Annotated in this window: 18 protein-coding genes; 4 read left to right on the top strand and 14 right to left on the bottom strand. The window is 53.7% G+C overall.

Annotated features, from left to right (window positions below):
• The 14 genes from FUU19_RS22225 to FUU19_RS22160 form a co-directional block, all read right to left on the bottom strand.
• A partial coding sequence (locus FUU19_RS22225; protein ID WP_488266388.1) for a Mom family adenine methylcarbamoylation protein occupies window positions 1-248 on the bottom strand: 248 nt, incomplete at its 3' end.
• Between the two features lie 168 nt (window positions 249-416).
• Window positions 417-1,106: a bacteriophage antitermination protein Q gene (locus FUU19_RS22220; protein ID WP_147880401.1), complete on the bottom strand. Its 690-nt coding sequence runs from the start codon at window positions 1,104-1,106 to the stop codon at window positions 417-419.
• On the bottom strand, window positions 1,106-1,387 hold the full coding sequence (locus FUU19_RS22215; RefSeq protein WP_057523594.1) for a hypothetical protein: 282 nt from the start codon (window positions 1,385-1,387) through the stop codon (window positions 1,106-1,108). Before FUU19_RS22215 ends, FUU19_RS22220 begins: the two co-directional genes overlap by 1 nt.
• Window positions 1,388-1,391: 4 nt before the next feature.
• Complete coding sequence (locus FUU19_RS22210; protein WP_047730601.1) at window positions 1,392-1,988, bottom strand: DUF1367 family protein; 597 nt, start codon at window positions 1,986-1,988, stop codon at window positions 1,392-1,394.
• Window positions 1,989-2,030: 42 nt separating this feature from the next.
• Entirely contained in the window at window positions 2,031-2,270 is a 240-nt protein-coding gene (locus tag FUU19_RS22205; RefSeq protein ID WP_183096524.1) for a hypothetical protein, read from the bottom strand.
• A 42-nt stretch (window positions 2,271-2,312) separates the two neighbouring features.
• Window positions 2,313-2,546 carry a DinI-like family protein gene (locus tag FUU19_RS22200; protein ID WP_230490555.1) on the bottom strand — a complete coding sequence of 78 codons (234 nt, stop codon included), beginning with the start codon at window positions 2,544-2,546 and terminating at the stop codon, window positions 2,313-2,315.
• Window positions 2,547-3,003: 457 nt separating this feature from the next.
• The gene (locus FUU19_RS22195; RefSeq protein ID WP_230490393.1) at window positions 3,004-3,336 is read right to left on the bottom strand and encodes a hypothetical protein; all 333 of its coding nucleotides are present in this window, start codon (window positions 3,334-3,336) and stop codon (window positions 3,004-3,006) included.
• A 163-nt stretch (window positions 3,337-3,499) separates the two neighbouring features.
• A complete protein-coding gene (locus FUU19_RS22190) occupies window positions 3,500-3,901 on the bottom strand; it encodes a hypothetical protein (RefSeq protein ID WP_230490392.1) in 402 nt (133 codons plus the stop codon).
• A 14-nt stretch (window positions 3,902-3,915) separates the two neighbouring features.
• On the bottom strand, window positions 3,916-4,656 hold the full coding sequence (locus FUU19_RS22185; protein WP_060419466.1) for an ATP-binding protein: 741 nt from the start codon (window positions 4,654-4,656) through the stop codon (window positions 3,916-3,918).
• Window positions 4,657-4,670: 14 nt separating this feature from the next.
• Complete coding sequence (locus tag FUU19_RS22180) at window positions 4,671-5,534, bottom strand: DnaT-like ssDNA-binding domain-containing protein (protein WP_230490391.1); 864 nt, start codon at window positions 5,532-5,534, stop codon at window positions 4,671-4,673.
• Window positions 5,534-6,487 (bottom strand): DNA-methyltransferase, encoded by a 954-nt coding sequence (locus tag FUU19_RS22175; RefSeq protein ID WP_222706004.1) that lies wholly within the window; start codon window positions 6,485-6,487, stop codon window positions 5,534-5,536. The genes FUU19_RS22180 and FUU19_RS22175 overlap by 1 nt, the downstream gene beginning before the upstream one ends.
• 2 nt (window positions 6,488-6,489) lie before the next feature.
• Window positions 6,490-6,732, bottom strand: coding sequence for a cell envelope biogenesis protein OmpA (locus FUU19_RS22170; protein WP_101452949.1), 243 nt, complete (start codon window positions 6,730-6,732; stop codon window positions 6,490-6,492).
• Between the two features lie 18 nt (window positions 6,733-6,750).
• A complete protein-coding gene (locus FUU19_RS22165; RefSeq protein WP_230490390.1) occupies window positions 6,751-7,233 on the bottom strand; it encodes a toxin YdaT family protein in 483 nt (160 codons plus the stop codon).
• An 86-nt stretch (window positions 7,234-7,319) separates the two neighbouring features.
• Complete coding sequence (locus FUU19_RS22160) at window positions 7,320-7,547, bottom strand: transcriptional regulator (protein ID WP_141969477.1); 228 nt, start codon at window positions 7,545-7,547, stop codon at window positions 7,320-7,322.
• Window positions 7,548-7,650: 103 nt separating this feature from the next.
• On the opposite strand from FUU19_RS22160, the gene FUU19_RS22155 reads away from it, so the two are divergent.
• The 4 genes from FUU19_RS22155 to FUU19_RS22140 all read left to right on the top strand — a co-directional run.
• On the top strand, window positions 7,651-8,043 hold the full coding sequence (locus tag FUU19_RS22155) for a helix-turn-helix domain-containing protein (RefSeq protein ID WP_049194174.1): 393 nt from the start codon (window positions 7,651-7,653) through the stop codon (window positions 8,041-8,043).
• A gap of 372 nt (window positions 8,044-8,415) precedes the next feature.
• On the top strand, window positions 8,416-8,607 hold the full coding sequence (locus FUU19_RS22150; protein ID WP_230490389.1) for a hypothetical protein: 192 nt from the start codon (window positions 8,416-8,418) through the stop codon (window positions 8,605-8,607).
• Window positions 8,608-8,975: 368 nt separating this feature from the next.
• Window positions 8,976-9,194, top strand: coding sequence for a hypothetical protein (locus FUU19_RS22145; protein ID WP_180554872.1), 219 nt, complete (start codon window positions 8,976-8,978; stop codon window positions 9,192-9,194).
• A gap of 577 nt (window positions 9,195-9,771) precedes the next feature.
• The coding region (locus FUU19_RS22140; protein WP_230490388.1) for a RecE family exodeoxyribonuclease at window positions 9,772-11,967 on the top strand (2,196 nt) is incomplete at its 3' end.

Genomic DNA, 11,967 nt, shown 5'->3' with positions numbered 1-11,967 from the left:
TTCATCGCGTAGCCCCACTGCATGACGCCCACCAGCTCGCGGCCGTCAAAAATACCCAGATGCAAATAGGAGTTGTTCACTACGCGCTTGCTGTAGTGAAAATGGCTGATCACCAGGCGGGCAAGCCAAACCGGGATCGTTGCTACGTGGAGATCGTCACATCCAAAACCGACGGTTTCGCCAGCGTAGACGATCGGCGCCGGCTTTCCGCTGGCGCGTGATACAACTGCATTAACGTGATTTTTCAAGGTCTCGGCACTCCAATAGGCGGGTGTGCTCGTGACTGTTGACGCGGGCATACAGCCCCGGAGAGCGGCAACTTTCCGGGGCGCCCATCTGGAGCGGGAAATAAAAAACCCGCGCGCGGGCGGGTTAACACAATTTTGGCAATTTATCAAATTAGCGTAGAATATGCCCTATTTTGTTGCATTTTGCAATTCCAACCGATAAATAATCTCTTCGCGACGTGTCGACACCAGTTGCAAGGCTTCTACGTCCATTTTCTCCGCAACCTCTTTCAGGCGCGCCCAGTGCGGCGCATATACCCGTGACCAGGTTGAACGATCGACGCTCATCAAGTTGGCCAGTGCGCTGCCGGCGTATTCCTTGTATGTCTCATTTTTGTTTTTTGCCGCCGTTTCCTGCACGGCCAGCCAGACTAACGACACCAGGCGCTTAATAATTTTTGACTGGAGGCGTTTGCCGACTTTGTACGCCTGGTATCTCTCCCACACGTGCTTGCAAATTTCGGTCTGGTATTTGAACTGCAGATCGAAGCCGTAGCAGTAGCGTAGCCATGCGATTTGATGTTCGCCCAACGTCATCACTGCTCGGCGCCACGCGCACGACGAAAAGACATGATCGTTGATCGGTGGCATTGGTCGCCTGCGGCTGCGTGTTTCGAGCGCATAAACGGCGGAATTTTCCGCATCGGCCCAGCGCTCCCCCTCCAGTTCGACCTTGTGGATACGCTGGCGCGGATAGTGATTTTTATCCGCCGGCGGGTGCTCGATAAATGCCTGGAGTTGCCCCTTAGTGCCGCCTGAGTCATCATGCAGCGCATTGGTTAACTCCAGCCGTATATATTCCAATTGCTGTGCGTTCATCATTGCGGCACCACCAGCCCGCGGCGGGCGATTTGAATAATCGTCAGAACGATCGCGCGGTCCATCATCTGGCGCCGCTCTTCGCGTGAGAGATCTTTGCCGTTATCGATCGCGGTGTGGCAATAAACGCAGAGCGCCGCGGTGGCGCAGTCGTCAGTTTTCAGCCCCATGCCCTTCCCCTCGTTCCGGTGCGCGACCTGGGTTCCCCAGTTTCCACACAACACGCATTGTTCGATTTGCCCGACGGCCGCCAACCATTTTTTGCTGCGGTAAATTTTCATCGTCTCACCCCGCAAAATTCATCAGCTGCGCCGCGGCGTTCTCGGCCTCCTCATGGGAGCGAAACGGCTTGTGCAGGATCCAGCGCCATAAAACATCGAGTGCGGCCTGATACAGCTGATGGAACTCTGTTTCGTCCATGTTGGCGAACGCGATGCTGCGGGGGTGTTTGCGGAGAGTGCCGTCGGGGAGTTGGATCGCGTCATAGTGGCCGGCCTCGACCGTCACCCACGCGCGATACGCGTCAAAGGATTTGCACGCGCTGATGCTGCCGGCACGCCGATCAGCGATGCGCTCGAGATACTGCTCAGCCGCATTCAGAAGCGCCGGCTCATTGCCGCCGAACGTGGCCAAGAATCTGGCATAACCGGTAACCAGCTTGCGCTCGTTAGTCGATATGGCGCCGCCGGTAGGCTCCCAGTATTCGAAGCCCAGATTGAGAAGCGCGAAAAAACGACGGTGAAACGCCGGGTTGCGCACCTGTTTGAAATCGGCCACCAGCACGGCGCCGAGCTTGCATTTCGATTGCAGAAATTCACTGGTCTCCGGCGTGGCCGGGATCAGTATTCCTGGTGATTGCTTGATGAGTTGTAACTGCGCCATGTTCTCTCCTGTGGCGCAGCAGGCACGGGGTGTTCAGGCCCGTTAAGTGAGTCTATCAGAATTCAGGTTACGGTAGCCGGCCCGCTCTAAAATTTGTGTTATCAGCTTTGGCGTGCCAACGATGTCTTCTGGCTGTAGCGGCATGAAGGAGAGCTGATCGCCCCGTCGGTACATCAACGCCCGCTCGCAGACGGGGAAATTTTTGAATCTGGCAACCACCGCATCATCCATGCAGCGCACGACTTTGTACCCTCCTGGGGGCGTGTCTTGTAATCCGGTCACCTCAACCTCCTTTGCTGTGTGATTTGTCGGCAAAGAGTGCCATCAATAAAACCAGTCGTCCGCGCTTTCCCAGGTCTCCTGAAGGATGTTCTCTACTCGTTCTTTTGCGCCTTTTTCAGCCCCGAGCACCGACAGATTATCCTGGGCGCCGAGCCACACGGCGACGCGGCAATCGGGGTACGATTTCAGCAGTCGTTTCTGAAACTCCTGTTCAATCGCCGCAACTGCGCCTGCCGGTAACTCTTTGTTTTTCTGGATTACTAATTCAACTTTCATCATGCGCCTCCGTGATACTGGTTATTTATACAGTATAATTATGGTTAGAATAATTTGAGTTTGCAAGCAAAGAAAAGGCCCTTTGCGGGCCTTGATGTGCTACAGGACGAAATTCAATCATTTTCTTTTGAATTTATACCGTTAGCGCCGTCAGTCGTGCGGTTGTTCCAAAGGTCTACAGCATCGTCATGATACCCATTCGGACCACGGGCGCCGCACGACAAGCAGAGGACTTGCCATCCGAGAAGATTGCAGCGGTGCTGCAGCTGCACGTTCCCATTTCCATGCACACCGCAGAACGGGCATGGCTTCAGTTCACTTTTCATCACGCAACTCCGCATATCTGATCCGTCCGTAGTACATACCTGAGCGAAAGCGATAATGCTTTTTGCATTGCCACATGTCCTGTTCTGTCGTCAAATTCACACCCCGCACCAGTCGAGGTGAAAAGTTATGCTTAGGCATGGGTGATCACCCCACGGTGGTTAATGCGATACACACGTTTAGGTATCCCTGAACCTTGTCTATTAACGTTGGTAAACTGCGCCCACATGTTCAGTTCGTTGAGAAAGCCGCGCAGGCCCATTGCAGTACGACGACAGCCGGTTTTATTTGCTTTGCCGACAGAGCGCTTGGCTTTGCGGATTACTTTTCGGTTATGGGCGTTACAGACTTCAAGCCAGCGGTCTTTATCCATGTTTTTGTATGGCGCTCTGGCTTTTTTGCTCCTGGATGAGCTTTCGATGAAGTGCGCGTGGTTCAAATCTTTTAGATATGTAGCTTTGCTCATAATGCTTTCTCCTGGGCCTCGGTCCACAACTCCAACTCCTTGCGCGCTGCTTCATTGGTGATATCACCACTCTTCAAGCCTGTGCTACTGGCCCTAGGGCAATCAGGACAACCTCGGCACTCGCTCCCCATAGTTGGGCACGGCTTTAGTTCATTTGCTGGCATCATGAAATCCTCCCGCGCAGGTTGGCCAGCGCCTGGTCAAACATCTTGTGGACATTGCAGAACTGCAGCTCTTTGGGGTGGAAGTGCCACAGCGTTTTATCCGGCGTGCCGGTACGGGGATTGGCACGATAATTCACCTCGGCGCGCTCAACAAATTTGTCGGACACGCTTGTAAGCTTGTAGAGCGCCCTCGGCCCGCAGCCCTTCTTTGTGATTTTTACGTCTGGTGATCTGATCATCGACCGTAGCCTGAGCGCCAGCTCCTGCCGCGTCATCGTGTTTGCCGGGTGCGCGGCTTTGACCGCTTCCCATATTTCAGTTGTGCTCATTTCTTTGCCGAAGATGATATCCACGAGCTGCTTTGCGGTTACTCTGTGCTTTTCGGTTACTCTGTTGGTCATTGGTTATGCTCCGATCACTTAATCACCCGAAGGTGGCTTACATTTTTCCGATAGCTTCCCCAGGTGAATTCCACCCAGATCCCGCCATCCATCGTTAATCTGTCCATGACTCTTGCGCCTAAAACATCGGTTAACTCCCTCGAACTCAGGTTGGTTAAAATTCCCACCGGCTTTAACGACGATAGCCGGCGATCGATAATCTGATTCAAAATCACCCACTCGCCGCGTGTTTCGCGCTGCACGCCGACTTCGTCGAGAACGAGCAGATCGACCTTACACAGGTCGTCGAGTAATGCCCCTTCGGACTCTCCGCCGTCGTAACAGCGCCGAACACGCAGCATCAGGTCGGGGATGGTAACCACCAGCACCGTGTGATTCTTCGCCAGCAGATGGTTACCGATCGCGGCGGCCAGATGGTTTTTTCCGGTACCGCATCCGCCACTGAAGACGAAACAGCCAAACCCCATGCCGAAATTCTGCGCATAGCTTTTGGCCTTGCTCAGGGCGTGGCGCTGCCCGTCATTGCTCACTTGGTAATTCGCGAACGTGCAGTTGCGGTGCAAGTCGCAGATCCCCGAGCGTCCGAAAATCCGCTCTGCGCGGGCGCGTTGGTTCGCCTTCTCAAGCTCGGCGCTGCGCTTCTCCCCTTCCGTACGATGCCAGGCAAGCAGCTCTTCAGCGGTGTTGAACTTCGGCTTAACTCCCGGCGGCATGATGCGCTGCAGCCTGCTGATCAGTGACTCTGGTGTTTTCATGGTTCACCTCTTGGTCAGTTAAATCCCGGCGGTTTTTCGCCGTATTCGCCCGAAGGCTCGAAACGTCCCCGGCGGGGGTGGCGTTCCTTGCCGGTCGGCGCATTCCTACGTTCGTGCAATACGCTGTCGGCAAATTTTTTCTCCCACTGCACCTGGTGATACCGCCGCCCCTCGGGCTGCCAGTACGCTACGAAGCCCGCCAGTTCGCCAGGGGTATATCCCGGCGCTGGCCCGTCCAAAGCACGATTCCACAGTGCAGCCCGCTGCTGGAAATCAGGCGACGGCTGCCAGTCGGAGGTCATCGGGAATTTATCGTTGGGTTCGTCCAACCAATTTTCATCCTCGAACGCCGGCGGCGCCGAATCATCAGTATTCGAATCATTCGCGCCTGCGCGATCTAAGAGAGTGGTTTTATCTTTTAGATCCTTTCCCTTCCCTTCCTTTCCGTCAGTGAATCCTCCGTGATTACTCATTGAGTCCTCACTGAGTCCTCCATGACCATTCGGTGAATTGTTCCCGCATTGATTCCCATTACTCACTGAGTTTTCATTGAAACCAGGCGGCACAGGGATATTTGTCTGGCTCGGCCGGTTTATTTTTTGGTGCTTTAAAAATCCTGAAATATGCAAATACTGCACATCATTCACTGAGTACTCAGTGAGCAATCCATGAGTAATAAGCTCTTGGAGTAGCGGTTCACAATCCATCGAGTCCGCGGGGAAAACCTGCATTTTGATTCGGCGCGGCGAACGCTCAAGGCAGCCCTTGTCGTTGGCAAAATTAAATAAGCCAATAAACAGCAATCGGGCTGGAATGGAGCACTCCACCACCTTCTCATCCGTCCAAAATTCAGGCTTAACTGTACGAATTCGAGCCATTAGCTGTTCCTGGTATTTCGTGTTTCGGTGATTGAGTTCGCTATGTCGCTAACCCTGCCCGGCACTAAAGCCGCATATTCAGGATTCAGCTCGCACAGCACCGCCTTACGGCCGTATGCCGCAGCAACGCCCGCAGTAGTGCCACTACCGCCGAACGGGTCTATAACGGCGCCACCGGCCGGGCATCCTGCCAAAATGCACGGCTCAATCAGCGCCGGCGGGAACGTTGCAAAATGGGCGCCTTTGAATGGTCGCGTTGGCACTGACCACACCGTCCGACGATTACGGAGCTCTACCAATCCAGAGACGGCCGCCGAGAACGATGCGTTGTTGCGATTTCCGAATGCGTTGGCTTGGCTTTTAGGCGTGACACCTTTCCCGCGCGGATGCGAGTTCCCAGTTACCGGCTCCTTGATGGCTTCGTGGTCGAAGTAATACTTTGGCCTCTTGCTCAGCAAGAAAACGTACTCGTGAGCCTTTGTGCAGCGATCACGTACGCTCTCCGGCATCGGGTTAGTCTTGTGCCAAACGATGTCTTGGCGCAGATACCAACCATCGTCCTGTAGGGCGAAGGCGAGACGCCACGGCATGCCGAGCATATCTTTCGGCTTAACCCCTGCTGGCACTCCTGCCGCGCGCCGCTCTTGCCGATTGGTTCTTCCGTCTGAATATCCGTTATTGCCACTAAATCTCGCCGCGTAACTGTCGCCGATATTTACCCAGATCGTTCCGTCATCACGGAGTACGCGACGCACTGCACGGAAGACTTCAACCAATCGTTGGATAAACTCCGCCGGCGTCGGCTCCAGGCCGATCTGGCCTTCAACGCCGTAGTCTCTCAGCGCGTAATATGGCGGGCTTGTTACGCAGGTATGGAATGCCTTTTCAGGCATTTCGCGCATGAGATCCACGCAATCACCGACATAGCAGCGGAAGAATTTATCCCAAAGCATAATCAACGACGCCCCATACGGCGCCCAGGCACATGCGGGCGATCCGGCTTGCCCTTCACCCGCTTTAGCGGCTTTGCGTACGTCTTTGCGATAGCGATACTGCTGGCGATCGTCGCGTTCGGGCTGGACAGGTAATGATCGGCGCCACGGCCGGCAGCCGAGCGCGCCACGTCGTCGGGAATTCCCTCGCGTACCAGTTGGGCGCGGATTTGCGTTTCGATCTGTGTTCTTGAAAAATTAGCCATTGGTTTATGCTCCGGTTATTACATGCAGCCGCTGAACATCGCCGCGGCGCTGGCCATAACGGCCGCCCATCTGTCCGGTGGTGCCAGGCGCACCAGCGATTCGATACCCTCGCGGATCTCTTTCTCCAACTCGCGCAGTGGTGCGCCGAGTAATGCCGCCTGTTTGGCATCCGCGCATTCTTTGATGGCGTCGGCCACCAGCTCGAGCTTGGTTTTCCCCTGCTTCAATCCGTATTTTCTGGCGATCTCGATCGGCATCACGTCAGCGATCACCGGCGCCAGCTGCAGGACATAGCCGGCGTATTTCTCTGTACGGTTCGGGTTGTCTAACCAGCGGAAGATGTTCTGCCGGTTGTTGCGCTCAATGTCGCCCAACTGGAGGCCTTTTCCGCCACGCCGGAACCATTCATCGGTGACCAGCTTGGCGATGGTCTCCTGCGCCCGGCCCGGCAGCGTGCCCTGCCATTCATCAACAGCCTGGCGGACGGCGTCAGGTTTCACTGTGCGGCGGCGGACTACAGACTGATTTCCTGAACTCAGCCGCTGGCCACCAGCCCTGATAACATCTTGAAATGTTAAAGACATGGTTAAGCCTCGTTTTGGGGTAACCCATCAGTCGGGTTTGGGTAAAGATCTGGGCGCAGTTCGTGAGGAGTTACGCCGGTAACATTAAAAATCGGGAACACTCGATCAGCGGGTACTAGCCCCTTGTAACGATTCTTCCAATGGCTAATCGTCATGGACGAAATCCCAAGTTGACTCGCCAGTTTGGTAGCGCTGCCTGCTGCACAAATGGCTTTTTCTAAAGCACTCATAGGTATCTCCATAGGTTTGACCCACCAAATTAAACATATTGTTTATTTGAATGTCAACATAATGAGTGTACGTGTAAATAAACTTTTGGTTTAATATTAGGGAATGAAAGGAAAAAACCACCAGATTGAGCACCCTCAGATAAGGCGCTTAAATGAGCTTATGACGCTGAAAGGTATCTCCAAGGCGGAGATGGCCAGGATAGCTGGCGTGAGTCCACAATCGGTTAATAATTGGTTTTTACGAGGGACGGTTGGGAAAAACTCGGCGTTAAAACTATCCGAAGCCCTTGGCGTTTCTGTTGCTTGGCTGCTTGGCGAAGATGTCGATGAAAATACCGGCCTTGCACCCAGTGAAGTTCAGATGCTTGAGCTATTCCGCCAACTTCCACCGGCAGAACAAGAGCGAATGATCGACCTTTTCCAGTTGCGGCTGAAAGAGATTGATGATTACGTTGAGAAGTACCTTCGAGGGCGGTATAAGCCGAGCGAAGAGTAAATTTTGAGACTCCGAAAGCCAGAGGCTAGCTCAGCCCCTGGCCTTTTTCACCCCCCCCCATACCAAACCGGCCACGAGCCGGTTTTTTTGTGCCTGCGATCTTCTAGCTCAATCCAATAAACATTATGTTTAACATTGCGAACTCAAAAAGTTGACACCAGAATAAACATTGTGTTTAATACATCCATCGCAGCAACGAGTCATCAAGGCAGGACGCCCACGAAGTAGCTACCGGCGAGCGTATGAAACACCGGGTGAGATGACAGAATCAGGCGCGCAGCAGGTACAACGTTCTGACGCTGGGAAAGACCGGGGACGGCTGGAAAGACAGCGGGCATAACCAATAATCGACACGTTAATGGGGTAATTAAGATGAAATTCCAAGATTTGCCAACAGAAGTTCAAATTATCGCGGCTCAAAGCCTTGCTTCGAAAATTGCAGAGCAAGGAGCCCTACCCTGCAATGAGAATGACTTAAACCAATGTTCTGCTGCTATCGCTAACGCGTTTGTTTCTCTCTATTTTCCTCAGCAACCCGATCAAGTTCAGAACGATAATGATTAAGTAATTCCGTGAAGCTGTCCTTGGCTTGAGCTGAGTTATGTATTTTTCCAGCACGGATTAACTCGATGACAATCTCTTGCGCAGCTTCTGCCCCGTATGAAGAAAACGGATTTGACATGTAGTTACCTCTTTGTTGGTTGGTTGAGAGCAACCAGCATACCACTGCCGCCTGAGGTGGAGAAGTAAAGCAGGCTGGCCACCGGGAAAGACTGGTAGAGCATATGACAGCCCGGAAAGACGGGCACCTATTCAAGACCTTTGGCCATCAGTACAGGAGCTTAGTAGCCAGAGGAAAAACCTGGCAGCCGGGGAAGACCGGCAACCACACATAGGAGCATTACCAATGTTCAACCATAATCGGGGGAAGCATGAGCTACAAATCTTATAGCATTGAGGTGGTATCGATAAATGGCGGCAGCAATACAATCCGTTTTTGCCAAGCTGACGATGGAGAAGGACGCCACCAAGAGGAAAAGAAAATCGACATTCGGGAATTTGACTTCATTAGTGGCCTGCTCTCTCATATTTACGTTGCAACCACTGAAAAGGAAAAACTAAAAGGCTTTTTCAAATTCACCAGTAAGTAACTCATTTTAATCCATACCAACGTCTGATTAATTCAGGCACGGACTCCTATCGTCGAAAATTGCTGTGTGTAGTCTTCCCCGCCGTTGCTGGCGGGGCTTTTTAGAATATTGAAATGCGTCCAGCGTTTCCCTTCCGGGGCGTCAACTCGCAGGGCGCATTTCAATATCAATCACCACGAGAGGTTATTTATGGAAAAGTTATTTTCCCCTGTCGCGGCACGAAAGGCACAGGTGGAATATTGCAACAATAAACACGTTCCACATTTCGCGCCATACGATGGAATTTGTTTTCGTTGCAAAAAAGATATTTACCAGCAACACGGATTGCGTGGGTATGAAACCGGTATTTCGCTGGACGAAGCAAAAAACACCCATGTTATTTACTGCCCACACTGCAACCGCAGTTATTGCGATTAGAAAGTAAAAAGGCCCGCACAAGGCGGGCCAGTCTACCGGCTTTACGTCCCGGCGACGGGTTACCGGGGAACCACCCCCAATAACCGGAGCATAACCAATGACCAACCGAAGCAGATCACTGATCGGCTGGCATTGTACCTAAACCTAGGAGAACTACACAATGCAAAATGTTGCAGCCTATCTTTACAGGGCAAAACAGAAATCTGGGAAAAACCATCTTTTTACGTACTTTGAGGCAAAGTCTGACGATCACGCGGAGACAAAACGTGATTTTCTCTTCATGGAAGCTGGACATTCAAAAGCCGACTACTTCGCGCCGGTACGCATCGATTTTCCAGTCGTGGACGAACTGCCCGCCGAGGGCGAATTCAGCGAAACATTCTGGCTTACCTGGGCGCTGGAAAGCGACGCCAGCAAAACCTGTGTGCCGCGCGACACGCTCGATCCGTCCGTGGCATTCCCGAAACTGTACCCCTACATGACAAAACCTGCAGGTGGTGCAGGCGCAGCAGAAAACAGCAGGACCACTGAAAAAACGCAGGTGGTGCAGGAGCAGCAGAAAACAGCAGGTGAATACTTCGCATCGAGCCTCGACAAGCACACCGTGATCGCCGCGGCGTGGCTTTACGGCAATAACTGCCTGAAGCTGAACGACGAGCAATTGGCCGCGGCCAAAGCTCTGGTGATGGACGATGCGCAGCGCTACCCGCAAAACGTCATTCTGGCGCTGACCAGCCTTAAACAGTTCGCACACACCTACCCGGAAATGCCGATCACTGCGATCTCGGGCATGAAAGCCATCTGGCCACCATTCGGCAAGGTGCCGGAGCTGGGCAAACTGTGCCAATTCGCCACCGAATACCTCGACGCTACGGTAGAGCAGCGCGCGGGCGTTATCACGAAGTGGCAAACCTCAACTGCCGGCGGCAAGCCAGCTACTCTAGCAAGTGAGCAACTGCGCACCAATTCCGGTGCACTGGCAAGCACTCATGCGCCCAAATCTGGTACGCCTATCGCCTCATTTGAAGAGCTCGAGACGGTTGTTTACCTCGCGCACTACCCTTCTGACTTCAACATCGGCAACCCGCCCTCTTCGATTGTTAATGCGATCGGCGAAGCAAAAAAGCGTAAGGATGAATCCCCTGCAACCTGGTTTGGTCAGTTGCGCGAGACTCCCGGCATTCTCAATTTTTCTCGCGAGGCTGTTGGCGCACTGATCCGCAATTCGCCGGAGAATATTTATATGACTCCCGGCGCGCTACGCACCTACATCAACGCCAATCTGATCGAGGTCGACGCTAAACCGGCGCAACAAAACACGGAAATCGTGCAACATACGGCCTCAAATGCAGGTGAAAAAGATGAAGTGGTCACCGTGTTCGAGACAGAGCGTCGCGCGTGGCTCCGCACTGAGATTCGCGCAGCGTTGAACGGGACAACTACCGTTATGGGCGAAAGCGACGTTTCTGAGTTGATTGCTGCCATCGGAGATGTTTCGCGCGGCTCTATCGCCCGCCTGCTGGCCAAGGAGATCGAAACATGCGATCCGTTCAATCAGCTGGTTGCCGATGATGTTCACCACATTACCTGCGATGTGTTGGAGAATTGGACTGATGACAAAGAGCAGCGTGTCGCGTTCCTTGACCAGCGAGTTGAGTATAACCTGCAGGAAGCGCGCCGGGAGTCGGAGCGAAAATGTCAGGAAATTGCAGCGACCATCGACGCCACCGCTGACCAGCCAGAAAACCCTGAGTCAACGCGGGTTGACGCCTCAAATGAAGGCGAAAAAACGGAAATTGCAGCCCCTGCAAAAGGTGAATTACGCAGCATCGGTGGCGGGCACTTTAGCTATGACCCGGCCGAAATGTTCGCCGCATCACCACTGGCCAAGGTCGACGCCGCGGGCGCCACAACCGGCGACGATGTTCGCGAATTCCTGGATTCGTCAACGGAAACGGCCGATGTGTCAGGCGAAACGGCGGAGTTGTCAGGTGAGAACGTAAATACCGCGGCGCCAGCCGAAGTACAGAGCGAGGCTACCGCGGCAGTCGACGACGCACCGCGCCGGGAAGAACCGGCAGCCCCGGCATACTTCGAGCCTGGGCGCTATCTGGATATTCCGAACGAGGTCTATCACAGCGCCAACGGCATCAGCAGCACGATGGCAAAGGACGCGCGGATCAGTCTGATGTATTACCACGGCCGCCACGTTATCAAAACCATCCAGCGCGAGCGCACCGATGCGCTGACGTTCGGCTCGTTGGTTCACGCGCTGGCGCTAGAACCTGAAAAGCTGGACGAGGAATTCAGCGTTGAGCCTGTGATCCCCGAGGGGGCATTCACAGATACAGCATCG

This window comes from Serratia montpellierensis (assembly GCF_020858655.1).
In the GTDB taxonomy this organism is placed as follows: Bacteria; Pseudomonadota; Gammaproteobacteria; order Enterobacterales; family Enterobacteriaceae; genus Serratia; species Serratia montpellierensis.
Note: the sequence above shows the minus strand (reverse complement) of the source record. Positions and strands in the feature narration are given on the sequence as shown.